At 40.5% G+C, this 24,626-nt stretch carries 17 protein-coding genes and 2 pseudogenes; 4 read left to right on the top strand and 15 right to left on the bottom strand.

Annotated features, from left to right (window positions below):
* Positions 1 to 316 precede the first annotated feature (316 nt).
* Positions 317 to 2,467 carry a DUF262 domain-containing protein gene (locus tag ACED59_RS21365; protein ID WP_371705127.1) on the bottom strand — a complete coding sequence of 717 codons (2,151 nt, stop codon included), beginning with the start codon at positions 2,465 to 2,467 and terminating at the stop codon, positions 317 to 319.
* Between the two features lie 847 nt (positions 2,468 to 3,314).
* Between ACED59_RS21365 and ACED59_RS21370 the strand changes: the two genes are divergently transcribed.
* On the top strand, positions 3,315 to 5,684 hold the full coding sequence (locus ACED59_RS21370) for a DEAD/DEAH box helicase family protein (protein ID WP_371705126.1): 2,370 nt from the start codon (positions 3,315 to 3,317) through the stop codon (positions 5,682 to 5,684).
* 473 nt (positions 5,685 to 6,157) lie between these two features.
* On the opposite strand, the gene ACED59_RS21375 is transcribed toward ACED59_RS21370, so the two are convergent.
* The 7 genes from ACED59_RS21375 to ACED59_RS21405 all read right to left on the bottom strand — a co-directional run bounded on the left by ACED59_RS21375 (position 6,158) and on the right by ACED59_RS21405 (position 14,941).
* The gene (locus tag ACED59_RS21375) at positions 6,158 to 6,742 is read right to left on the bottom strand and encodes a dTMP kinase (protein ID WP_371705125.1); all 585 of its coding nucleotides are present in this window, start codon (positions 6,740 to 6,742) and stop codon (positions 6,158 to 6,160) included.
* A complete protein-coding gene (locus ACED59_RS21380) occupies positions 6,730 to 7,986 on the bottom strand; it encodes a radical SAM protein (protein ID WP_371705124.1) in 1,257 nt (418 codons plus the stop codon). The genes ACED59_RS21375 and ACED59_RS21380 overlap by 13 nt, the downstream gene beginning before the upstream one ends.
* Positions 7,987 to 8,079: 93 nt before the next feature.
* Positions 8,080 to 8,400, bottom strand: coding sequence for a hypothetical protein (locus tag ACED59_RS21385; RefSeq protein WP_371705123.1), 321 nt, complete (start codon positions 8,398 to 8,400; stop codon positions 8,080 to 8,082).
* A gap of 63 nt (positions 8,401 to 8,463) precedes the next feature.
* Entirely contained in the window at positions 8,464 to 9,042 is a 579-nt protein-coding gene (locus ACED59_RS21390; protein WP_371705122.1) for a hypothetical protein, read from the bottom strand.
* Positions 9,029 to 9,958, bottom strand: a complete 930-nt coding sequence (locus tag ACED59_RS21395; protein WP_371705121.1) for a hypothetical protein — start codon at positions 9,956 to 9,958, stop codon at positions 9,029 to 9,031. Before ACED59_RS21395 ends, ACED59_RS21390 begins: the two co-directional genes overlap by 14 nt.
* Complete coding sequence (locus ACED59_RS21400; RefSeq protein ID WP_371705120.1) at positions 9,951 to 12,644, bottom strand: hypothetical protein; 2,694 nt, start codon at positions 12,642 to 12,644, stop codon at positions 9,951 to 9,953. The genes ACED59_RS21395 and ACED59_RS21400 overlap by 8 nt, the downstream gene beginning before the upstream one ends.
* 389 nt (positions 12,645 to 13,033) lie before the next feature.
* Positions 13,034 to 14,941, bottom strand: coding sequence for a recombinase family protein (locus tag ACED59_RS21405; RefSeq protein WP_371705119.1), 1,908 nt, complete (start codon positions 14,939 to 14,941; stop codon positions 13,034 to 13,036).
* Between the two features lie 97 nt (positions 14,942 to 15,038).
* Between ACED59_RS21405 and ACED59_RS21410 the strand changes: the two are divergent.
* Positions 15,039 to 15,299: pseudogene (locus tag ACED59_RS21410) on the top strand (carboxypeptidase M32); the annotation flags it as partial.
* 253 nt (positions 15,300 to 15,552) lie between these two features.
* Here the strand turns inward: ACED59_RS21410 and ACED59_RS21415 are convergent.
* From ACED59_RS21415 to ACED59_RS21435, 5 genes are all read right to left on the bottom strand, one after another.
* Positions 15,553 to 16,206 carry a bifunctional 2-polyprenyl-6-hydroxyphenol methylase/3-demethylubiquinol 3-O-methyltransferase UbiG gene (locus ACED59_RS21415; RefSeq protein WP_009846565.1) on the bottom strand — a complete coding sequence of 218 codons (654 nt, stop codon included), beginning with the start codon at positions 16,204 to 16,206 and terminating at the stop codon, positions 15,553 to 15,555.
* 586 nt (positions 16,207 to 16,792) lie between these two features.
* Positions 16,793 to 18,409: an endonuclease gene (locus tag ACED59_RS21420; RefSeq protein ID WP_029224072.1), complete on the bottom strand. Its 1,617-nt coding sequence runs from the start codon at positions 18,407 to 18,409 to the stop codon at positions 16,793 to 16,795.
* Between the two features lie 209 nt (positions 18,410 to 18,618).
* Entirely contained in the window at positions 18,619 to 19,623 is a 1,005-nt protein-coding gene (locus ACED59_RS21425; protein WP_017099092.1) for a metal-dependent hydrolase, read from the bottom strand.
* A 143-nt stretch (positions 19,624 to 19,766) separates the two neighbouring features.
* Complete coding sequence (locus ACED59_RS21430; RefSeq protein ID WP_017099093.1) at positions 19,767 to 20,195, bottom strand: hypothetical protein; 429 nt, start codon at positions 20,193 to 20,195, stop codon at positions 19,767 to 19,769.
* A gap of 173 nt (positions 20,196 to 20,368) precedes the next feature.
* Positions 20,369 to 21,178, bottom strand: a complete 810-nt coding sequence (locus ACED59_RS21435) for a sulfite exporter TauE/SafE family protein (RefSeq protein WP_029224073.1) — start codon at positions 21,176 to 21,178, stop codon at positions 20,369 to 20,371.
* Between the two features lie 329 nt (positions 21,179 to 21,507).
* Between ACED59_RS21435 and ACED59_RS21440 the strand changes: the two genes are divergently transcribed.
* Both ACED59_RS21440 and ACED59_RS21445 read left to right on the top strand, forming a co-directional pair.
* Complete coding sequence (locus tag ACED59_RS21440) at positions 21,508 to 22,485, top strand: DUF1852 domain-containing protein (RefSeq protein ID WP_029222927.1); 978 nt, start codon at positions 21,508 to 21,510, stop codon at positions 22,483 to 22,485.
* A 46-nt stretch (positions 22,486 to 22,531) separates the two neighbouring features.
* Positions 22,532 to 23,560, top strand: coding sequence for a methionine synthase (locus tag ACED59_RS21445; protein WP_017099095.1), 1,029 nt, complete (start codon positions 22,532 to 22,534; stop codon positions 23,558 to 23,560).
* Positions 23,561 to 23,666: 106 nt separating this feature from the next.
* Here ACED59_RS21445 and ACED59_RS21450 read toward each other — a convergent pair whose 3' ends face one another.
* Positions 23,667 to 24,149, bottom strand: coding sequence for a tetratricopeptide repeat protein (locus ACED59_RS21450; RefSeq protein ID WP_029222928.1), 483 nt, complete (start codon positions 24,147 to 24,149; stop codon positions 23,667 to 23,669).
* Positions 24,147 to 24,578: pseudogene (locus tag ACED59_RS21455) on the bottom strand (GNAT family N-acetyltransferase); the annotation flags it as partial. The gene ACED59_RS21450 and the pseudogene ACED59_RS21455, both read right to left, overlap by 3 nt.
* Positions 24,579 to 24,626: the final 48 nt, after the last annotated feature.

Consider the following 24,626-nt stretch of genomic DNA (forward strand, 5'->3'; position numbering starts at 1 on the left):
TCGTTAGTGATTGTACTCACTTAACGCAGTGTCCAAAACTACTGGTTCAGATCAAACAGCCTTGATGTCAAATACTTTAACTAAAGGTGAGGTGAGTGATTAGATTCCTCAGAAGGTGGTGGGTTAGGAACTGCCAGATTACTTATCTAAGTTGATTACACCCCATGATATGCTCTGCATGCTACTGACATGCAGAGCACCTCTCAATCGGTATCTACTGAAGATAACAATACCTTATGAGCGATTTTTGCTATCGCTCATAAGGGCTTACATACCTGTTACCTATTCGATTTACTCTTTTGGTCTTGTTAGACCATCATAGTTCTTCTGCCTCCAAATCCGACTGCTCTTCACCCTCATGCTCATCTCGGAGGAAAGACAAGTGCAGCAAATCCAATTTTTCTTCTTCGTTACCCAGATTAAGCTGCCAACGCTGCTCCATGAAAGCCAGCAAGCGCAGCCCGCGCCGTTCAACCTGCGCAGCAGTCCACTCTATCTCCTGAGCAACTTCTATCTCTGAATAAGCCCCATTTTCATAGCCATTACGAACGACCTGACCTTGTGCGTTGTTCTTGACAGTTTTCTTAGCGGGGAAAGCATCATTTTGTAAGCTTGAGTTAATGCTCGAAGATAGTGCTAGCAAGTTTCCGATTGAGCCTTTCAAGAACATCTGCTGTTCTTCAGTAAACTGCTCAAACCTTTCACACCAGTACTCTTCAGACGCTGTTTGTGGGTAAATATGTTCGATAGAGATCTTGTCTTTCGAGCTCTTGATGAAGTTATCCCACCCAATTTTCGCTTGGCCTCGCTTCAGCTTCAGTTCCTCTTCGTACTCAAACAGGAAGTAGCGCAGGTCATTCCAACCGTAGAAACCTGAACCACCACCGCTATATTTCTTCGCAATAAAATCTCTAAAATAGTTGGTTTTGAAAGTGCCATCTTCATTGAACGCCCAATTGATATGCTCTCTTAAATCAGAAATAACGTCAGTAATAGTTTTAGGCTCTGAGGTCTGCCCCTCTCGATATTGTAGCTCTCGCGCACATCTATAGAAGTGGCTGCTTCCAGAATTGGATTGAGAACGGCACAGACGAAAGTTAATAAAGATAAATCGTTCAATTTCTTTAAATAAACGTTGTCGAGTCTGACAACCTTTCTCAGTGGCCAAGATTGCTGACATGATCAACGGTCTAAAGTAGCCGACCTTGACCCTGTTAATCTTATCCATATAGAGCTGTTCTTCAACGGTAAGCTCATCTGAATCTTTTGGGAAAAAGCTGCTGTACCAAGCCTTAGCAGCCACCTTCAAGCTACTAACGTAAGCGTTAATTTCGCTAATATTGCGCTTTGACTGCTGTAAAGGTTGGTTGTCGTCAGCACCGTTTTCATCATCTTCTGCATCAAACTCATCAAATAGCTCAGTTACGTGGGCGATCCCTTTTGTGCTGACATCAAGGTTTTCAAGTATATTCTTTGGCGAAAAATAATCATCCAGCAGGAACCGAATATAATCACTACCTGTTTTCCGACTGTACTTAAAATACATAATCCAATGAGCACGCAGGAAATCATCGTCATTTAGTGGTGATAGCTTGTTTCTGCCAAGTTGGTTATAAATTTCTCCCCACGTATCATTGATGTTTTTGCGTGTAGCTTCTTTGGTCGACTCGTCAACTTCTGATGGTGAGTAGAGCGTTGTAAGATAAATTAGACGGTTCTTTAGCAACTCGAGGTCTGACAAACGCTTGCCTCGGTTGTTCATTGTTTCAAATGCAACGAAAACATCAAAATTGTCATCAATCTCGTAGAGATTGAACAAAAATCTTTGTGTCAATTTTTCGAAGATTGGTTCAAGAGCACCCAGCCCATGAGCTTTTACCAATAGCTCTATATTGTCTTTAAAAAATAATTTGGCATTTTCTAGGTTCAACGTATAGAACGTCTCTTTCAGAGTTCCTGGGTTAGGCTCACCAAAGATTTTATGCCGCAAAAATTCAAATGAAGGGTTATCAGTGTCATAGCCAAATTTATAGGTGTTAATCACACGGCATCTAGGCTCGGTAATAACAACGTATTTCTCTCTGATTTCCTTTAATGGGTACTGCCCTAGGAATATATCATCTTCAGATAGGCCATCATTTGATGAATGGTATCTGACTGACTCGATGAGGCATTGAAGGAATATTGATACCGTTGTCAGTCGCTGCTGTCCATCAACAACATACTGAGGCTTAAACTTCCTGCCTTCTATCAGCCATCTTTCATCATTCCACAAACTCCATATGATTTTCGGAACCTCTTTGATTGAAATGACTCCAGTATAGTGAGAGCGATGACTACCGAGACTGATTAAGTCTTCCCAAAACTCTGTCAGTTGCTTTTCTCCCCAAGCATAGCCACGTTGGTAATCGGGAATACGGAAAATTCTTTTAGTGAAAATATCGTCTAACGACTGAAGTTCTTGCATTACAGGAATGTCTCCAAAGCTTTGTGACTATAACATTAAGAAAAGTAGGCAAAATAGTACCCAAGTAACAATCAAATGTTACACCTTGTGGTACATGAACAAGTTTAAAATCTGCTCGAATATAATCTTCCAAGCTATTGAAGCCACACACCCTGGTCAGGCACATTTTTCCATCTACGTTTAGCCTACAGTACGATCTACGCCCATCAAATTCGCTGTTCATCGACAACAACAAGGATCTTTCACACATTAAATAGATAAAAAAGAAATCGTAACATGCTGATAAAAAATGATGTTCGTAAAAAACCAGCTAACACATTGATTATATAAGTAGTAACGAATGGTTCACAATAAACTTCGCTGCTATGATCTGCTCAAATCTACTACGAATAACCATGACAAATCACAGCAACAAGAAATCAGCAAAGTACCAAACTAGCTACCGTTTTGTAACACCAGTCTCAGTTGAGACTATCCCCTCTTCAACAGTCAGATATAGTGCCTTGGTTAAGAATACCCAAGGAGCACTATACTATGTCTCATGCAGCTATAGAGGCACTATCGGGCCATTCAAAACGAAGTTTTGGCACATCACTAGTAGGGCCATTTTGCATTATTTAAATATATACAAGCGAAAATGGCCCTCTTATCAGTTTGCTCAGCTATCACAAGCAGGTTTCCAATCATTGTCAAACATGCCAAAGGGCTATGCCCTTTGAATTTAGCGATTGTAATAACCTAGTACCACCACGTTGACGATGCATTCAACGGGGCCAATTTCTTCATTTTATATATATACAGTGAGCTCTGGCTCTCTTTACCCTTATCATAATTAAAAGAATAAACTATGAAAATTATCAATAAATCAACAGACTCAGCGCACCTACTCCTTCACAATCAACATTTCAACAAGGTTTCTATCCTGATATCACCTTTAACTAAATTCCTTGCTGAAGATAGGCGCGTAGCAGCATTGCGCTTTGGACAGAGAAACACCCTTCAAGTCGCACGTTCATACAGACAAGCTGGTTACAGTGACATTCAACTAGTTGTCGACTCAAAAAGTTTCCCAGAACATACTGCGCTCACCATGCAAGAGAATTATAAAGGCGACAAATTTCCTGTTTATGATGCATCGACAGGTATGCGCTATACCCAGTTATCCACCTTCGATTACCTTTGGCAAGCTTACAAGCTTCATCCAAATGAAGAACTAGCATCGTTAATTTCTAAGTACCTCATTCAAAAGATACCATTACAATTTCAACACCCAAAGGAGTGTGTTTCTCATCACTTGGATGTCAACTCATCTGGATATACCAAACTCATGATTCGAGTAGCAGAACTACAAAAAAGCCATGAGGATCAGTTAACCTCCGTTACAAGTGTTTCTGAATTCGATGAAATCATTGAGGTTGATACATTTGCACAAGTTAGTTATCACTTGGAGTCTGAGCAGTGCGACACCTACGTTCTATGGGGGCTCACTGGAACAGGAAAAACCAAGTTCGGGTTACAACCTATTGCAAGGCAGGCACATGATGGTAAAAAAGTGGTATATCTTTCATATCTCATTGCACTTGTGAAGCAATTTTGTGAGATGACCAACTCAGTGTCGTACAAAAACGCGAAGTTACACGAGATTGAGGGGGCTCACTCCTTAGGAGTGGTCGTGAACAGCAGCTATAAAGATCACATTGCCTCATTTTTGCTCAACTGCGACGTACTGATCATCGATGAATTTGAGAAAGTCGTCTCTGTAGTCTGTGGCTGTGATGAGGAAGTAATGCCTCGTAAAGCATTATTTAAAATTCTTAAAAAAGCATTAAGGCTTATTCCTAAAGTCATCGTTGCTGATGCTGATATCTCCGACACTACACTAGCTTGGCTTAAAAAGATGAGAAAGCGTATACGTGTCATTAAGGCTACACAAAATCCATACAGACATATCACTGCAACCATAGGTGATAAATATAACCTATTCAGTAGACGCCCAGAACAAATGGAAAAGGAAAGAGTTATACTTTTCGATACAGTGAAAGCAATGCGCTTAACGATGGTGGATTACGGCTTCACCAACAGTTCAGGACAAGCCTGTGAGAAAGTAGCTCTGAAGAGCAAGGTTCTGGTAATACATGCTAAAAATAAAGGGCTTCCAGAACAAAGTGCCTTCATGGAGAACCCATCAGAAGAAGTATTAAAATACAAACTCGTCATGGCATCTCCCTGCATAGCCTCTGGCTTCTCAATTGAAAGTAAATATACCGATAATGTCAATTTAGTCAGTAACTTAACATTAGGTGTTTTCGAACTAATCAATTTCGCTCGGCGTTTTCGCTCCAGCGAAAACATCACTTTCTACTTAACACAACTGCCACTCTATGACTACACACCCTTAGAGTGCACATCTTCCGACTCAGAGTGCGATAAACTTGCTATTGAGTTTGAGAACAAGAAGAAACTGTTTAACAGTAACCAGCCGCTTAGTATGCAATGGGCCTTAACTAAACTTGGCTTCAAGGTTAACGTGTTAAAGACATCACCTAAACTACTAGATGTTGGTCGACAAAAATTCTACAAATTGAACGCTATGGATGTTGAATCCCTAATAGTGGCAATTTTAAACGCTCGCCTGACAACGCAAGCTGAGATCGAATCACTCACAATGCTCAATCAACTCGGATTTGAAGAGCAGGCGATGATAAAAAAACATGAGATCATGCGAGATTACCAGTTAGATGAAATCGCTGAGCGAGATATCAGATTCGACCTTTCTTTCTCTAACAAAGAGCTTTTCAAACATATCTGGTCTCAGGAGCCAGGCTTTACTGACGAGAACTCCAGGCATGCCCATACCGCTAAACTGCTAAAATCCATCATTCTGAAAAACAAGGAGTATCACGGTGCTGATGGTAAATTGAGGTTAACACGCCGACAAGTACTTAGTGTCGCTGAGCAGTTATACGCTCATAAAGATTGCCTTAAAAACTACCTAAAACACTATGACTTCTCCAAGGAATGTACTAAAAACCGAGCAACAACGCTTGTCAGACTTCTTCTGACGTCTCTTGGTTATAGCTGGCCTAAACACGGTTACACTGGGGACAAAAAAATGGTGCGGATAAATCTGGGTGGCAGGGCCGTCATTTACAAACAATCATTTACACGTTCAGCCTCACTTCAAGCTAAGAGTCACCTCGAACACAGAAACCAGTAAAACGATTATTAAGCTAAGCGGGCTAACTCGCTTGGCTTTGTTCTCATTGAGTCAGAAAGAACCATACTATTTCGCTCCAGTACTAAGCGCCCAGCAGTTCCAACTCATATATTGTCCATCAAATAGTTTCAACAATGTATTCCACATCACGTAATGCATCTGCTCGCAGCCACTTTCCAACTGGTTTTGAATCAAGCATTCGCTCATCCAGCGATGATACAACTGAGTAGATAACCAGCATAGATCTACCACAACGTGTTTCCCCAAAGTTTTGGTTCTTTCACGCTCTTCAACCCCTTAAGCACAGATTCCAAGTAGAATGATTGTTCAGCTTTAGTATTGTCTGAAGCAGACTAAGCGCAAATTATATAGACAACTCGATCTTTCATCGCATAGCGACGGCTTGGTTTATATCTAAATCAATCCAACAGAAGGCTGGGAACCCTAAACACCAGCTCCCAGCCGTCATGACGCTATAACTGGCTCATTTTAAGAGCATTACCCAATATAGTATTAACGATAGCATCAACGCCCTGTGAGGCATCAACGAGGAGCCAGTCCCCTACGGGTTTACCATCACGCATACCAACATAAAGACCTCGCAATTCATCATTTGCCTGCTCAGTCAGTGTTTGCCTGTCTTCAAGCGTACAGTGGTTTCTATTGTTAATTCTTGCAATGCGTTCATCCACAGGCAAATCAAGGTAGACTGTGAGATCTGGTGCGAGGAGTTCACTTTCGACCTCATCAAGTGTGTAGCATTGTCCATTGCTCATCCAGTGATGATACACTTGCGTCGACAACCAATAGCGGTCTACCACAACGTTCTGGCCTGAATCTATCAAACGTTGAGCTTCACTTGCTACGTTGAGCACGGTAGCCATATAGAACAACTGCCTCGCTTTGGTATTATGTTCGAACACCGTATCAAGTTGTTTTCGTACTTCTTTAAAACCCGCTCCTGGTGTCGTTAATAACTTCGCATTTAACTTTTCTGCTAAGTGCTTTGACACTGTAGATTTGCCACTTCCATCAAGACCTTCGATTACGATAAACATGCTGACTCCTCTAGGTTTGTTAGTTTCATGGCTAAATCTCTCATTGCCTTCCACTCATCTTTTGTGAAACTGTCGCTTTCGATAACATGTGGAATCCCCGAGTCGTCGATATGACCTTCTTTGATACCGAATACCTCTTTATCAGCGGCCAGTTGCGTGCCTTCTAACAACATCAACGGAAATGCCTTTACATCTGAGACTCCCCTACGCTTAAGAAAATCAACGCTCTCAAAAAAACTTTCGAGCGTTTGCGTCGGTAACCCATAAATTAGACTGACCTCAAAAGACATGTTCTTGTCCTGAAGCATGGAGATGGCCGAAGATACTTTCTCAATATTGTTGCGTCGGTTGATTACGATAGATTCAGACCTGATTGCAGTCTGTAAACCAAACTCGAGATGAGTATTTAGCTTTGAAAACAACGCTAACAAGCGCTCATTAATGTCCTCAAAACGCACTTGAAAGACGAGTTCTGCTTCTAATCCAATCCCAATTGCGTACTCCAATATCTCGTATGACCTACGTCCTTTTCGAAAGATTGGGTCTAACACATTAATTCGCTGAACGTTTTTCTCTTTGAATAAGTCCAGCTCTTTCTTAATTGTTTCCATCGAAAAATCATGTACTTTATTGCCTGCCACATCACGGTGAGCACAAAATGAACACGCATAATAACAACCACGTTGCGTTTCCCAGTGCGCCATTGGCTGGTATTCATCAAGCTCAATCGAACCATTTAAATATGGTGAATGACGTGAAGCAAACTCAAACTTGTTGTTTAAAATAAGTTTGCGGATCAATTTGTCCTGCATAAACGCTTCTGGCAAAGAGGCTTCTGCATAGCTGGGCAAGTAAATATCACCACCAGGATAAAGTGCTTCACAGCTCGACTCATGAACCTGGTATCCCCCAAGAATAATGTTTCCCTTAAAGCCTTTATCCTTCAGTTGCGTTATCAAGGGCTCAATTAGCTCGGTGTTCCATACGTAACAACCTAAAGCTAACCCATCAATCTCTTCCAGCTTATGTTGCCCATTAATTCTATTTGCTATCTCCCCTGCTGACAGATTAAGTGCCTTATTTTTATTCATATCAATTGACAGGTGCTCAGCAGTAAACTTCTTACCGTAGTCCTTGTGCTGCCTGCACTCGGATAGAAGCACCCCTGCTGCAAAACTAGTCGCACTTTTGCCTTTTTGGGTGTAATCAAACGTAACTAGCAGGCATTTTTTATTCTTACTCATAACTAAATCCATAGTCCTATCTATGCGACAACCACAAAGCTATAAAACTTACTTTTTCAAGCTTCGTACCCTCATAACCAATTAATAACACTATTAAAAATGCTTAAAATGTTGCTCATAGCCTTGTCGTCGACAAAGCTTGAAAGTAAGTCGTTTGTTCCCTTTAGATAGGATTAAGCGAAAGCTGCGCCCAATTCTGAATCGAATCAGGGATGGATTAGATTTAATGTTTTTGCCACCAAGCACTTTAAATGGCGTACCGTCAGCTATTGAATTCACTACACTCAGTGTTTTTTGACGAGTAGAGTTTGGCAGATCGCGCCAGATTTTTTTGTCAACAAGACAGATACAGTAAGGGGTTGAGCTGGTCAGCTCTGGACTGCGTAGTTGGTATTTGAATACTATATTTTGCATTTAGACGTACCTTTTTTGGTGTTGGTACGTCTATACGCATAGAAAAATGATTTTTTTCGCTTTTTATTTCAACAAAGGCAACAAAACAATGTAACCTACTGATTTTGCATTATTTAAACTTGCAGTTAGATCATCATTTATCACATCATCATCTATAAATGTGAGCATTACAGCTCCTTCATCAGGTGAAAACTCCCACTTATCATCAGAAGTGATCCAGCCTTCTGAATCCATATACCTGTAATGAATTTGAACCTGTGTTTCGGTGTTGAACAAAACTATTTGTTCACCCTGGATCTCAATAAACTGTTGACTCCCCCACTCGACATTAACCAGAGAAGGAACTACTGAACTCTCACTTAGCGCCAATGACAGGTCACCTAGTATATTCTGCTCATTCATTACGAAGACTTGTGGAGGATTGGTTGACTGTTTGACGAATTGCTTTGCTTTTTGGTAATAGCTAACAAATTGTGGCCATTTGGCAGCAAAATAGCAAAACCGATCAAGATTCTCTCTACGTTTAACGGCTTCACTCCAGACTCGTTCACGTTCTGGCTCTTTGATTAGTTCTTTCCAGTTTTCTATATTAGCATTTCGACCTTGAACCATTGCGTCCAACGAAATTTTACCTAACGTCATACGAGACCTCCTCTTTAAAAGGGGATTTTAACGCAGTAAGCTTACCTCTTAGCTCCTCAATGTCCGTACAATCGCCACTCTTGATTTTATATTGATCCAATAGAGTCTTACTTCCTACAGATTTAAACAGTGCAAGACATAAAGGGCTTGGTTCATCACTGTGTACTCTACAAAAGTAGTCAATGATTTTTGTCACAACAGATCTAACTTCACTAGTTGTATGATGAGACTCCCTTTCGTTTTTCTTCGCAGTGTACTGCGGTTTGTTTTCCCCTTTTGTTAAGTATTTGCCCCTATACAAGTGAAAACCTGGGATGTGCGACTCGATATCTAGAAATACGCACAGATACCTAAATGATGAGTCAACTTTGTATCTAGTCGGACTCTTTTCAACGTAAACTGACTTGTCGTACTTAAGAGGATGAACTACATTGCCTAACTCGTCCAATAGCTTCTTGTTAGCCTGTAACCAAAAATAAACCATGTTTGCGGCTACCAAATCACTATAAATGGCTAAGCAATGTGAGAGTTTAATCAGATCAGCTTCAAAAGTACCTGACTCAGACTGGCCATCAATGAGTTCGACCTCTTCATCTATGAGTCGCTGCACTCCAGAAAATGACTTTCCTGATTTAAGCCTGCACCAGAAATCGATTTGGCTGAACAACTTTATATCATGGGGGATACCTCTAGGTAACTTCCCGTAGTTAAAGCTATCGGACAAAAACATACTAATTATGTAATCTTTAGCATTATCCTGAGTTTTAAAGGCAAGAGATACTCTTCGCTCATCGAAAACCTCGAGACTCTCATACAGTATCAACTCAACAACCATTCGGTTCTGTTCTAGATACTTTATACGACCTTCTACGCTCCAGTCCGTAATTGGCAATGATTCTTCAAGGCCATCATGCATAATTTATAAACCCTGATTTCAATTGTTGTTTGGCTAATAGACTCTTTAGTTGACTGGTTTCATCAGCCGTAAGGTCTATCTCCCCTTTACAAACAGCTCTGTTGATTTGATCTGCAATGCCACAGAACCTTAATCCAGCCCAAGAGGAAGGATGCAAGAATAGCTTTTCGGCTTGTTGTAGCTCATCTTCATTCCGCGACTCTTTTGTCTTCATTGGCCCCAACAGCCCATCCATAGTTTCATTACAACCTAGAGTATTTAGATATGGTGACAGCCCTAACTCTCTCATTTTATTAAGTTCGGCATTAGCTCCTTGTGTAACCCACCAGCGTTGAGCTGCTAGTAGAGCTTTTGATGGTGAAGTACCAGAAGTTACGAGTCGGTCATAATGAGATTTGATATGTGCTGTAACTATATCAGGCAACGCCCACAATGAACCTATAGAGCTTATCGCGCCCCACTCTATCATCCGCATATCAAAACCAAATGCTTCATTTACAGGGATAGAGAAGACACTCAAAGGGATATTACTACCGCTTTGGCAAGCCCAAAACTCAACGCGCTCCATTCCAGCAACTTGGTTAACCAGTTCTAAGTCATTCATGTCGAAGTGTTTCGTTTTTAGATAAGGCCTATTAGGAAGTTCATGTGCGCAATGGCCATAATAGGATATGACTTCACTGGTACGAACCGCTTCAACAAAGTCATCTTTTTGAACATCAGTCATAAGACCTGAAGCGTGTTTGTTCGCTACATTGTGAAAACGTGTTTCACCGCCATTGATGCATCTAGTACCACTGCGCTCGCTAAAGTGCGTTACATGGCTACAAAGATATAAAACTGTTGGAAGCCAATTAATCTCATCAACCAATGTATAAAGTTCTTCACCCTCAATTCCAGTAGCTGCCCACGGTATCTGTGATGCAAAAAAAGAGGTTATCAATCCCAGGCGTTTACAGTCATCAGGTAATATTTCACGCCAGTTTATGAAATCTAGAACCCAATTTCTAAGGCCATCAGCGTTTCCTTTTACATATTCACCAATATCATTAACTAAGTTTCTTGGTAAGCTAACACTATGACCTGTTACCACTAGTTTTCCAGCATTCATCATAGCGACCAAAACGAGTACGTCGTCATAATTCGACTCAATGTCAATTCTGACCAAAGTCAAATTAGGGTTCTTGCATAAGGCTTCTTCAAAGTGTTCGATTTGAACTGAATAGTCACTGTTTCTCCGCTTCAAAAATGCAGGGTCTAGCTCGTCAATTAAACTTTCAATCTTAAGAAAGTCAGTTAAACAGTCATTTGATTTTTGTCGTAGAAATGCAATTGAATCTTTGTCGTCTATCGCCCCCTTAAGCACCGCAGGATACAATGCAGGCTCGTAGAAGTAAGTAGATTCCCCCACTTCTTCTATGATTGAATCTTTCTGTGATCTTTCAAAAACCTCAGTTAGTGCTGCATCAACATCCTCTTCACTTAAATGCTCTAACATCAGCGCAAGTTCGTTCAGATTAAAATAAGTAGACCCCATCTGAAGTAAATCACTACGTAAAGGCAAACAAACTTTTTTTTCTGGGACTTGCCAATGTTTGTTTGCGCTTTCACAAAAACGTAGAGCACTACAGTTTTCAAGTAACTTGAATGCAGCAGTTAAATCTTTCTGTTCCATTAGTATACGAGCAAGTCCTGAACATGTTCTTTGAACTAGAGATGCTAATACATCGGCTTCTGCATCACTTTTGCAAGTTCGCCGATTTTCCATCAATTCAAATTGCTTTTTGAATAGCTGCTTTAAGTTTTCAGGTGACGGTTTGGCTTTTGCTGTTCGCAACAAGTAATCAATTTGTTGCTCAGGTCTAGCTATATCGACCTCAGGGTTAATTGTCATAATTTTAATAGGGTCAACTCCAAACCGAGGTGCTATATCTAAAATGGTCTCACATAGTTCTTTGTGTTTTGAGGAGTCTGAGAAATGCATCAATCTCGCAAAACTTAGTCCTAGACCTTGTTCTGGATCCATAACATTCATAAAAGGTGGCAAATTGTAGTTCAGGTAGCCTAAGTACAATTCAACTGATTTCGCTTGTGACTCACATGCATTCTGGTTAAGTCCTTGATCGAAAAGAACGCTCGCTAGATTAAAGTGGATAATTGAAAGCTGACCATCTCTAATCACCTTAGGAACCTCACTATTAATTAATAAATCAATAGCTTGAATGTGAAGTACCTTGGCCTTTTCGATGCAATCTAAATCTTTATCAGGCCAAAGATAATCATGTGCAGCCCTACGATAGACTACGGCTAACTGCGAGAGACTGGAAGCGTGTTTCTCAGGGATAAGCTGCCTTTGAGGAGTGTCTATTGCTCGATTAAAATACTGAATGGCCTTATTTAGGTTATGGTAAGTACCACCTGGTAGTTCATTATGATATGAAAAGTGCAAGACCCCTAAATCATGGCAAGTTGAAGCTCTTGCTAATGGCTCCTTAAGAGCGATCTTCAATGCTTTGGACAATAACCTCTCTGCTTTCGCGATAGATTTTGCATCTTTTGACTTTATGAGTTGCTTTGCGGTTTCAGTGAGATCGAACCATTTACGTGTTACACGGCTACGAAGCAGTAAGTCTTGCATAGCACTGTATTCTATAGCTTGCTCAGTTAATGTTGAGAAAGAACTCATTCGCTATCCTCATTAATATTATTTCCATTTTTGGCAACCCTCTCTCTTACACCCCTGAAAGCCATACCTGTTGCATATTTAGCCTAACAGTATGAGTCAACTAAAAGTTTACTCTAACTCATAACACCATAATAACCAACTTGCATAAGATACCAAAACAGAGAGCAAATCCGCGACTGCACTGCGTTACTCGGAAATGTTGTTCCAACAATTATTGAGATTATGATGGATGGGGCTGATGAGCTTTGGGGGGATGCGGTTTATCCATCAATGTCACCGTAGCGGGCAAAGAAGGCAAAATAATTGTCATCTTATATCAATCAGCCTGCTGGACTCACCAAGGCTGATTGACATTAATGGCAGTGTCGAAAATTAATAGCCAGTAAGCTTCAGATTGACGATTGGTTACTATCTAAATCTTCGAGTACTGACTCGATAGCTTCATCGTCAGCGCATTCCAAAAATGCCTTTGATATTTCCTCTGCTACAACAGAGGTAAACCATAAATTTTCGGCACTTGTAGGGTCATCGTCTTGGCTGCTATCTTTCCCTAGTTGTTGCTGCAATTGTTCCCAACCTTCGTTATTCCATAGTTGTAACTGCTCTTCAGTAAAACTACCCAATGAATCATCAGCGAAGTCATCGCAGATTTTAGAAAACAAGAGCTCATTGGTTTCTGCACTAATAAAGATCGCTAAGGTCTTATCGGTGTAAAATTCCACATCTACGACATTGACCAAAGAGTTATTACAAATATTTGGATACCCATAACACTCTAACTTTTTCTTATCCATCTGAACCGAGATTTTTCGAATACACTGCATCAATATACTCTTTACAAACTTTCTAGCTTCGTGATTTCGATAGTCTCTGGCATCATTGACTTTACTTATAAAATTCTTAATGTCTTCAGGACTAATTTTAAATTGCTTGAAATCTGTCTTCTGCCTAAGCAGTTCTTCTTTTTCAATCTCCAGAGCCTCGTAATCTAGCTTCAGCTTCAACTTAATTTTCGTGTCTTTGACTGTTTTTCGCATATCGATCATATTCGCCATTTCAAGATCAATCTCCTCCAACCTATCTGAATTTCTAATGATATCTTCTGGTTTCACTTGAGTATTGATCAAGTTGTAGTCAATATGCTTGGCAACTGACACTAAAAATGCATCTTCAATATAGTCTTGTACGATACTTTTACAGCAGTTCTCCGTTTCCTTGTGTTTACTACAATGTAATCTTCTTCTGATACGATACTTTTGCTTCTGAGGTTGTGAACCAATACTACTTCCACACTTGGCACAGACTGATTTTTCTCCATAGTCTGTCAGGAGGTACACCAAACCACCTTTATTACTCTTATCACCTTTTTGAGCCCCAGAACGCCTTTTCTTTAAAGCTTCCATAGATTCGAACTCATCAATTGTCATTACTGCTGGGTAATACGAATCTAACGTATATGTTTCTTTTTGCCTTTTACCATCTTTAAGATATTCAAGCTTAAACTCATGCCTTCCGCATAAGGCAGAGTTACTGAAAATCGACGATAATGTCGAAACACCCCAGACATCTCCTCCTTTGGGAGCTTTTATACCTAAGCTATGTAGCTCGCGGCTGATTGTTCGAAGCCCTTTACCCTGGACATGATACATATCAATTAACAAGCGAATTGTTGACTCATGATCATTTAACTCAAATCCAGCTTTGACTTTCTTATCGGGACTTGGTTTTCTACTAATCCAAAATGGAATAGCTCCAGCTACATCCGCAACGTCTCCATTTTCATGTTTTAAGATTTCTGAATGTATGAAATCCACTGATCTTTCAGTCTTAACTAGAGATTCGTTGTGAGCACGAATCATCTCTAAAACTGACATAATCATTGTTCCCAAGGGATCCTTTGCCATCGTCTCCTTAGAGTATGTTTTTTCATCAGTCGCAGTAACAACTGTAATATCAGCACTAACTAAAGCCGCTAATGTTGCTTGTGCCACATAAGGTTGTTCCCTACTCAATCTATCTAGCGACTCTACAATCAATACCGAACCAGGTTTTACCATTTTGTTCTCAACTGCGGATAGAAAAACACCCAAAGCCCCCTTTGATTTATGATGGCCATGAAAAGCTGACAGACCCTTGTCTGTCATTAAAAAATCATCATTAAGCGATAAATTGAATTTCTCAGCAATTTCCGCTGTGAGTTTTTTCTGTCGAGCCAAAGAACGCCCTTTCTCCTGCCTTAAGTTAGAAAACCTTCTGTATGAATATATTTGGGGTTTCGCATGCGAAATGAACTGCATAATGTAGTGTTCTACTAATCTAAATTTGAAGAAAGTATGACTGTTCAATCTGCATAGGTCTATACTAAAACCCTAATAAATGATGAGTGTTCATTAGACAGACGGCGTATTCGGTTACTTCCCATCTTACACACTAGGGGCGATGTACGCGGCTCAGTTCATGGCTTCAATGAAGAAAACAGTGGATGTGAACGCTGTGATTGAAAGTGGCGACCTATCCCCTATCTTCACTTGGTTAGAATCGAATATTTGGAGTAAAGGCAGCCTGCTTAACACCGATGACTTGGTGAAAGGCGCAACCGGTGAAACCTTGAATGCGCAATACTTCAAAGATCACCTAAGAAGCCGTTACCTTTAATGGAATAAATCGATAGAGGCTGATCAGTTTATTGCTTCAGCCTTTTTAATCTCATTTTCAAAACATACTTAGGTTGATTTGAAGATTTATCCCTTCATCGAACCTAACAATCACGGAATATCCTGGTACCTGCTAGCGCGGAATTGGACAATTCCGAGTTGCGTCTTTTGCTAATATAGCAAAGCATGAATTATTGAAAGTATGGAAAAATTCGCTTACGTGAGTGTCCAGTATCACTGGAGCAGATCATTTGTTATATTTTTTTACCTGAGAACAATGCAACACACCCTATAACTTCCACTTTTACATCAGTAAAGTGTTCATTTAACGATGTCACCAATGAGTCTAAATCATCGTTGTTATTACTAAATATGCCTTTCTTATTGTAAACACCCATCAATTTTTTAGCGAAAAAATTCAGTTTCGTACCCTTACCTAAAATTGTACTACCAAACAAAACCCCACCTTCGTTCATATAGCTTTTTAAATGCTTAAACATAATGCCTTTACCAATTAAATTTCCAGGCAAACAATGAAGTAAATAATTAACACTAATTGAGTCAAATTTTTCGATACTTAATTCAAGAGGCTCAAGTACATCCCCACAGTAAACTTCAGGTTGAAAATGACTAATTGCTTTTGAGGTTGTATCAAGACTATTTTCATTCAAATCTAGCAAAGCGATACGTTTTGTTGTTTGTGGTAGGTAATTCTTAAGGTAATAACCTGAGCCAACGCCAACATCTAAATGATTAGATGAAACTAACATTGAAAATTGCTCACTAATAAGTCTAGTTGGGCATTTCCAAAAATAGTTATTTGATACTCCTAAAACCCAGAAATCGTATATTGATAGTACTTTCTTCGAGTAAACCGCTTGTCCAGCAATTGAGGCTTCTTGATTCATGTTAATTTCATATAGTTATAAATTATTAAAGTGCAATTTATACTAAAAAGTGAAGATTGCAAATCATACCAGAGATAAGAAATATAACATTTTAATAACGTGCCAGCACACATTGCTTCCGATTCAAGGCACGTTATCAATCAAAAACTTCCCTTTAGTTCTCTACTATTCAATAGCCGAGAAATAGTTGAACAACATATTCGTGCGTAACTGTGATTTAAGATCAGTCTGTTGTGGATTAGAAAATTTAGCTACATTGTTGGATCTCTAGGCATGAGGAAAAGTAAGGCAAGTTGCAGGGTTTAAAACTGAGTTCAATCCCTCTCTGGCTCACTTTTGGGCATAAATGATCTACAGCTTCCCCTAAATTAACAATTCAGAGATAACTAAAGGTATGGAAAGTCGCTTAACGTAGCGTCTAGTATTGATGGTGCAGACCACTGACAAGTATACGGGTCTTCTGACAATATGCTTTTTCAAATATTTAAAATCATGCTCTCTAATGCCCCTCAATAAAAAAGCCCAAACAAAGGGTTGGGCTCAATTCAATAATCATGAAGCCATTGTCATGGTGGTTATATTCCGACTAGTTTCCCCAGATTTGGCTTACAAACTCTGGATGGTCAATAAACGGATTACGATTCCCTTGAAAATCATGTACCGCCTTATTTCGGTCGATTTCTTTTTGGCTTACTGGGTCTTCAGAATGCCAACGCTTTAGCATAGTAAGTAGCCAAGGTTCAAAAACGGTTGTATTGGTTCCATCCAGAACGGCATCAGAGCTTGTAGAGTTCCCTTCCCAATTAGCGATTTCATTTTCATAACGTGTTGCCATGTAGAAATATGCTCTTGCGAAATCACCTTTAAACTCATCAATTGGCTCAAACACCGTACCCACATAACCAAGAGAGTTCGCTGCGCTGCCTAACTTAGAACCATTGCTTGATGTGTATGTCGCGCTACTCACCTCACCAAATGGCCAATTACTACGTTTCGAGTTAACGTAGCCGTCAGTGGCAAATAAATGGTGACCGTCAGAGTTCATTGGCTCGACTTTCCCACCAAACCAGCTTTTCGGGAATGAGTGCTCACGGTTGTAGCAATCACCTTCTTTGCTGTATTGACCACATTGATCGGCCACCTTAGTAAATTGGATTGAATCAGAACCTGAAGGTTTCTCCGAATACATATCGAGAATCGACCCATCAGTGTCATAGTATGCGTCTAGGTCAGCCTCAGACACCAACGTCCAAATAGCGGTGTAACCCTGACTGCTATGATTATCAATAATTTGATATAAGGCCGTTTTTAACGCAAAGCCCACTTTGCCTTCAGCGTCTTTATAATACTCACCTAAAACTGGTGGTTCAGTTGGTGGTGTAGTTGAACCACCAATTGTAAATTCTGTACTCTGACTTGCTTGGAAATCACCACCAGATGCCACAACGGTTCCGTTTACCGATAAACTGTATGAACCATTCCCCACACTGCAGCACATTCCATCTCCATAAGAGTCTAAGACTTCTAGGATGTAGCTACCATCCGCTAAACACATTTCCACTTCATTGATGGTGTTATTTTGATAGTCTGAACCAGAATAAAGAGTTTGAGAAACTGAGTTTTTGAGAGACCAACTGGTTTCAGAACCATAGTTATCCGTCACTAGCGTGAGTGCGGCACTTGTGTCATTGCAGCTTTGTGTGGGTGGAGTCTCCGTCGGCTGAAAGTTATCTAAATACACCACTTCCGAACCATCAAAACCTGCATCATCATAAAATCGTACGCCCACAACGATATCTTTAGTGCTCGTAGCGCTGTACGAGTGAGTCAATGCTTGCCACTGATTCGTTAAACCATTATTCGAGTAGCCTAAATAGCCATCAACAAAAAGGCGAGCTTTCACGTTGCCTTCCGTATGGTAAACATCGACAGAGAAATCATAAGTTTTCCCTTGTTCAACACTTATCGTTTGCAGAAAATCGGTATTACTTTGAGTGCCTGTATTCACTGTTACTTGCGCAGAGAAACTGCCGTTATTAACAGGTACGTTAGAGGGTGAAACTGCAATGCCGGAGTCAATCACACTCCATCCAGATGGTACGTTTCCTTCCCAGCTTTCGAAACTTCCATTTTGCATTTGCGCATGCGCACTCGCTGAACAAAGTAATGCAACGCCACTTAGTGTTATTATTCTATTTATCATATAACCTTCTGTTTAATTAGATAAAAAACCAACTAAGCTTAGAAAGTATTCAAAAGATGGATAGAGATGTACATCACACTTATAAATGTAAGCACTGTCAGCTTTATTAATATATGTGATGTAAAGCAATGCAACATCGACCTGTTAAACAAACGAATAAAAAGCCGAGCAGATTACCTAACTCAGCCTTTTTACTCTCTAGACATAGATCATTTATCGCCAGTGAGCATATCGAAGAAAATCTGTCTCGACTCTGGGGTGTTGTCTCGATGAGTTTCGTATTTTATATGCGAATTGGTATCAACAGATTTTGATAACTTGATACTCCAAAGCGCTTTAAGTTGATTTGGTACAATTGAATATCGCACATCGATAATACGCAGCTCGTCTGTTGGGTCCTGAGCAATATAACCATTAGAGAACCAGCGGAAGCGTTCAATATCTTTGGCTTGTTGAGAGTCTGGCTCAAGCCAAGGCAAATCACTGCTAACGTTCAGCTTAGCGATCGACTCTCCGGGGTATATATTTACCGATGTGCCAACCCGCACTGCGTCTACATGGTAATGAGCCTCTGTTTCGTATACCACTTTCCAAACCAAGATATTAGCAAAGCTCGGTTTTGCCTCTAATCGAATCGGCGTATGTTGTCTTTGTTCCGCTAATTGCCACCCAATCGCCTCTGCCCTATCTCTTTGTATCATCCCTAATGTTGGATAAATTAGAGCCCAAGCAAACGCAACACGTGCTAGCCAAGGTGCTCGTTTCAACGTTGCAAACACAAGCAAAACTAGGATGGGCAGCGTATAAACAGGATCGATGATTGATATGGTATTCCAAGCAAAACGCGCATTAGTCAAAGGCCAAAGTAACTGCGTGCCATAAGTGGTACAAGCGTCTAACAGTGCATGAGTGCCATAGCCCAGAGCGCAAAACAGCCAGCTTTGTTTGAAAGAAAGCCCACGCCTTTTTGCAATCAGGTGATGCAGAACCAAGGCACATATCAAACTGCCAATGGGGATAAAGAAGAGTGAATGGGTAAATTGTCGATGAAATTCCAACGCCAACAAAGGGTCACTTTGAGACTTAATCAGTGCATCTAGATCTGGTGCCAATCCAGAAAGTAGCCCTAATACACCTGCAACAGCCAAATGTTGTTTTTTGCTTGCTGACTGTGCCAAAGAAGCGCCTAACACGCCCTGCGTTAAAGGATCCATAAATCACTCATTGATAGCATTCCGTTGAATCAAACAAGATACATTTAGCTATAGCAGTGAATTGGGTTAAATAACAATGTTTTATCAAGATAATACTGTTGATAAAACACCCTGACATTAATGAATTCCATGAAGAGTTAGCGTTAAACGTTTTGCTGTGTGGCCTTGCTTAACAGCATTTCCCAATCAGATTTATCAACCTGTCCTTTGTGAACATTCACTTTGTAATAGCCAGTTTTAGTCAGTGATTTAACCTGAATATACTGACGAGAAAAGACAGAGTTTTTGATCACTAAGTTCGCTTTAACGTCATGTAGATGTATGTCTTCACCAACTAAAGATAAATGTCTTCGGGTGAACTTGGAGACCAAAGCATAGACAGCGATCATGATTAAGATAGAAGTAACAAAAGGGAAAAACTGGATCTCAGTCTGATAAAACAAGTTGATAGCTAAAGATGCGATCACGTAACTTATTATCATTGATAGAGCCACGTTCCAACGTGGGCCGTTGCCCTTAAATGAAATTTCTCGTGCCATCACTCGCTCCTTTAGATAAGTACTTGACCACATTTGAATATTTATTAAACGCGAACAACCTTATTATGAACCATGACGCATTAAAAGGAGTAACTCATGTTATTGAAGGGCTCAGATCGCAATTAGACATTTACATGCATTTTTTCGCACCCAAATGTCTAATGAATAAAGAAACTGAATCAGTTACAGGTTACTGAATTCTTTAATTAACGAGCAACCATACTTGCTGCGATAACCACCAACAGTACTGAGAAGATCTTCTTAATCGTTGGAACCGGTAAATGGTTAGTTGCTTTTGCGCCTAGCGGAGCTGTAAACCAAGATGTGCACACGATGCCTAGCAGCGCAGGCAAATAAACAAAGCCAGCAAAACCGTCTGTTAGAGCAAAGTGGCTGCTGCCTGAACTGATATAACCTATCGAGCCAAACAACGCGATGACAATGCCACAAGCCGACGCACAACCAATCGCCTTTTTCATATCGACAGAGAAGAACGTCAATAGCGGAACCAGCAATGCCCCACCACCAATGCCTATCATGGCTGACAAGCCGCCCGTAATAGTTGTAAGAACCGTTAGTACGCCCTTGTTCGGCAGTTTTCGTTCTTTAGGCGTATCGCTTTTGCTGCTTAAGAACATCTTTATCGCAATGAGAACCACACTTACGGCAAACACAATACGAACAACTTTTTCCGGTAAAAGAGCCGCCATAAAGCCACTAATCAATGCACCCAGAGCAACACCTAACATGATCCAAGGTGCCAAATCCCAAGGCACGTTTCCATTTTTGTGGTGAGCAAGCGCAGAGGAAGTTGAGGTAAACAAAATTGATGCCAAGGAAGTCGCAATCGCTGCAACGACCACTTGGTCAGCAGGTAAAACTTCTAAGTGAAGTAAAATGCTGCTTAACACAGGTACAATGATAAGCCCTCCGCCAATCCCCAAAAGTCCGGCAAGAAAACCAACACCACTGCCTAATAATGCACAGTATAAAATCAACAACAGCAACTCACTCATTTCGTCCATCTCTTAATTAAATTAATTGTCTTAAATAACGCACTATTAATGTGGTTATATTTCCATCAAGCCAATTAATATAACTGACACCACCTAATATTTTCAAACATAATAGATCATGAATATTCCTCATGTTGAATGTGAAGGAATACCATTGTTAATCATTTATCGAACCAAGTATAAAAATACCAAGCGATTAACTTAATACCGTATTAATTTTTTCATACAGTATTGCCTTCAACTATTAATCCGGTCACAAGCAAAAATAAAAGCAATTTTAATTCTAAAGACCGAGAAAGTCAGACAACAGATTGGGATATCAGATCAACATGAATACAGAATTTAATTTTACAATTAAGAGCATTAGCCTCGACGAGAACTATCAACCTGCGGACAGCACACGTATCACCACCAACTTCGCTAACTTGGCGCGTGGTGACAGCCGCCAAGCAAACTTGCGCAATGCACTGCAGATGATTGACAACAGTTTCAACGCATTAGCACACTGGGACAACCCAAAGGGCGACCGTTACTCTGTAGAGCTTGAAATCATTTCTGTTGATATGGACATTGAAAGCAACGGCGAAGCATTCCCTTCCATTGAAGTACTGAAAACCAATATTCTAGACCGTAAAACCAACGAGCGTATTGAAGGCATTATCGGAAATAACTTCTCTTCTTATGTTCGAGATTATGACTTTAGCGTACGTCTATTGGATCATAATAAAGGCCAAGAGAAATTCAGCATTCCAGAAGATTTTGGGGATTTACACGGCAAGCTTTTTAAATATTTCGTTAACTCTGACGCTTACAAAAAGAACTTTAATAAACCACCTGTTATTTGCTTAAGCGTGTCAGATAATAAAACCTATTACCGAACCGAGAACCAACATCCTGTGTTAGGTTTTGAATACCAACCGAATGAGTCTTCTTTGACTGAACAATATTTTAAGAAGATGGGGTTACAGGTTCGTTACTTCATGCCGCCAAACAGTGTCGCACCTCTAGCTTTCTATTTCTTTGGTGATCTACTGAACGATTACTCAAACCTAGAGCTTATCAGCACCATCAGCACCATGGGTACATTCCAAAAAATCTACCGTCCTGAGATTTACAACGCGAATGCGGTTGCAGGTAACTGCTACCAACCAAACTTGAAAAACTTGGATCACTCGCTAACTCAAATCGTGTATGACCGAGAAGAACGAAGCAAATTAGCTATCGAACAAGGTAAATTCGCAGAAGAGACTTTCATTAAGCCATACCAGTCAGTTCTAGAGAACTGGTCTGCCAACTACGCGCTTTAATCGAGCAATTGCGCTCTTAAATCACCAAGGATAGGCAGTATACGTTATGAAAACATTATTACCGACTTCAACAGCAGGCAGCTTACCTAAGCCATCTTGGCTAGCACAGCCAGAGACACTTTGGTCTCCATGGAAACTGGAAGGCGACGAATTAACCGACGGCAAACAAGACGCGCTACGTGTCTCTCTTCACGACCAGCAACAAGCCGGTATTGATATTGTGAGTGACGGCGAACAAACACGTCAGCACTTTGTAACAACCTTCATTGAACATCTGAATGGTGTGGATTTTGAAAAGCGTGAAACCGTTAAAATTCGCGACCGTTACGATGCGAGTGTACCAACAGTCGTTGGCCCTGTTTCTCGTCAAAAGTCGGTTTTTGTCGAAGATGCTAAGTTCTTACGCCAGCAAACGGATCAACCAATTAAGTGGGCTCTACCGGGGCCAATGACCATGATAGATACGCTTTACGACGCGCATTACCAAAGCCGTGAAAAGCTAGCATGGGAGTTCGCAAAAATCCTTAACGAAGAAGCAAAAGAGTTAGAAGCTGCTGGTGTTGATATTATTCAGTTCGATGAGCCTGCGTTTAACGTATTTTTTGATGACGTGAACGATTGGGGTATTGCTTGTTTAGAAAGAGCCATTGAAGGGCTTAAGTGTGAAACTGCAGTCCATATTTGTTATGGCTACGGCATCAAAGCAAATACGGATTGGAAAAAGACACTAGGTACCGAGTGGCGCCAATACGAAGAGGTATTTCCTAAGCTTCAGCAATCGAATATCGATATCATCTCATTAGAGTGTCATAACTCTCATGTTCCGGTTGAATTGCTTGAGCTCGTTCGAGGTAAGAAAGTGATGGTCGGTGCTATCGATGTTGCAACCAATTCAATTGAAACACCAGAAGAAGTTGCCGACACTCTACGAGAAACACTGAAGTATGTTGATGCCGATAAGCTCTACCCGTGCACCAACTGCGGCATGGCTCCCCTTCCTCGTGAAATTGCCTCAGCTAAGCTCAATGCGCTAAGCGCTGGCGCAGAGATCGTTCGTAAAGAACTTTCAGAGTAACGGTTTAAACTCAAACCAAAACTAAAACCGAATTCTTGAAGCCTAAGTATCCTATTAATACTTAGGCTTTTTTCTCTATTAGTACATGATTTTTATAAGCAGCGGCTTACCAAGTTTTATCTAAGTCTTGAGCATATAAAGAGATCGCGCGTTGGTACTCTTTAATCGCATCGCTATTAGTCGTAGATACCAAAAGCTCAAGTAATAGCGACGTCGCCTCTTTATGGCGACCTAAATTGTACAAACACATTGCGTAGAAAGGTTTCACCTCTATCGAGTCAGGATACTCAGCCATAGTCTGTTCGAAATAGCCTAAAGCCTCTGCATAAAGACCAAGGCTTCGATAAGTACTCGCCAAACCGAACAGCGCATCAAAACGCTCTACTGAAGAAAGCACGCCAGACAGAGATAGCACATAGTGCTCAATCGCCTGTCGCTCTTTACCTTGATTATCGTAAGACCACGCGATCTGCAAGTGCGCTTTCGCGGCATAATTTTCATCAGTGAGTAGCGTTGCCAACAAGTCACGTGACTCTTGGTACTTCTCTTCTTTTCGCAATTCGATTGCTTGTTTGATAATGGTGTCCATAGTTCTTCCTAAAATCAGTTCCATTTCAACGAGTCCTTTCACTTCAGACAACTGAGTAAAACCTTTTGATTGATAAAGCTTAATAGCGGGGTTCTCACTGAACACTCGCAACACTAACTGAACCGATGATTGATTGTTCGCATGTTCAATAGCTAAATCGAGACACTTAGAACCAAAGCCTCTATCTTGATATTCAGCTAATATCTGCAAGTCCCTAAGAAACGTTGTATCACAGTTGTAACTGAAGCGGATAACACCAATACGGCTATCCCCTACATAAACTTCATAGTTATCCAGTTCATCCCAGCTGCGTAAAAACTGACTATGACCCCAAGCGATGCCATGAGCTTGGTAGTAACTCGCCATATTCGTTTTAGTGATCGATTCAGCGAACTTAGGATCGGAACCTTTGACTAACCTTACTTCCATATTGTGTCCTTTTTTTCTAAATCAAACATTGAGCAATACGTAATTTAA

This window comes from Vibrio sp. FF266 (assembly GCF_041439695.1).
Classification (GTDB): Bacteria; Pseudomonadota; Gammaproteobacteria; order Enterobacterales; family Vibrionaceae; genus Vibrio; species Vibrio tasmaniensis_A.

Excerpts from the sequence above, each read along its gene's own strand:
- ACED59_RS21425 (WP_017099092.1), bottom strand. The coding sequence starts at position 19,623 with ATGGATCCTTTAACGCAGGGCGTGTTAGGCGCTTCTTTGGCACAGTCA.
- ACED59_RS21415 (WP_009846565.1), bottom strand. The coding sequence starts at position 16,206 with ATGAATCAAGAAGCCTCAATTGCTGGACAAGCGGTTTACTCGAAGAAA.
- ACED59_RS21380 (WP_371705124.1), bottom strand. The coding sequence starts at position 7,986 with ATGAGTAAGAATAAAAAATGCCTGCTAGTTACGTTTGATTACACCCAA.
- ACED59_RS21400 (WP_371705120.1), bottom strand. The coding sequence starts at position 12,644 with ATGAGTTCTTTCTCAACATTAACTGAGCAAGCTATAGAATACAGTGCT.
- ACED59_RS21370 (WP_371705126.1), top strand. The coding sequence starts at position 3,315 with ATGAAAATTATCAATAAATCAACAGACTCAGCGCACCTACTCCTTCAC.
- ACED59_RS21440 (WP_029222927.1), top strand. The coding sequence starts at position 21,508 with ATGAATACAGAATTTAATTTTACAATTAAGAGCATTAGCCTCGACGAG.
- ACED59_RS21450 (WP_029222928.1), bottom strand. The coding sequence starts at position 24,149 with ATGGACACCATTATCAAACAAGCAATCGAATTGCGAAAAGAAGAGAAG.
- ACED59_RS21435 (WP_029224073.1), bottom strand. The coding sequence starts at position 21,178 with ATGAGTGAGTTGCTGTTGTTGATTTTATACTGTGCATTATTAGGCAGT.
- ACED59_RS21385 (WP_371705123.1), bottom strand. The coding sequence starts at position 8,400 with ATGCAAAATATAGTATTCAAATACCAACTACGCAGTCCAGAGCTGACC.
- ACED59_RS21375 (WP_371705125.1), bottom strand. The coding sequence starts at position 6,742 with ATGTTTATCGTAATCGAAGGTCTTGATGGAAGTGGCAAATCTACAGTG.
- ACED59_RS21420 (WP_029224072.1), bottom strand. The coding sequence starts at position 18,409 with ATGATAAATAGAATAATAACACTAAGTGGCGTTGCATTACTTTGTTCA.
- ACED59_RS21405 (WP_371705119.1), bottom strand. The coding sequence starts at position 14,941 with ATGCAGTTCATTTCGCATGCGAAACCCCAAATATATTCATACAGAAGG.
- ACED59_RS21390 (WP_371705122.1), bottom strand. The coding sequence starts at position 9,042 with ATGACGTTAGGTAAAATTTCGTTGGACGCAATGGTTCAAGGTCGAAAT.
- ACED59_RS21365 (WP_371705127.1), bottom strand. The coding sequence starts at position 2,467 with ATGCAAGAACTTCAGTCGTTAGACGATATTTTCACTAAAAGAATTTTC.
- ACED59_RS21445 (WP_017099095.1), top strand. The coding sequence starts at position 22,532 with ATGAAAACATTATTACCGACTTCAACAGCAGGCAGCTTACCTAAGCCA.
- ACED59_RS21395 (WP_371705121.1), bottom strand. The coding sequence starts at position 9,958 with ATGCATGATGGCCTTGAAGAATCATTGCCAATTACGGACTGGAGCGTA.
- ACED59_RS21430 (WP_017099093.1), bottom strand. The coding sequence starts at position 20,195 with ATGTGGTCAAGTACTTATCTAAAGGAGCGAGTGATGGCACGAGAAATT.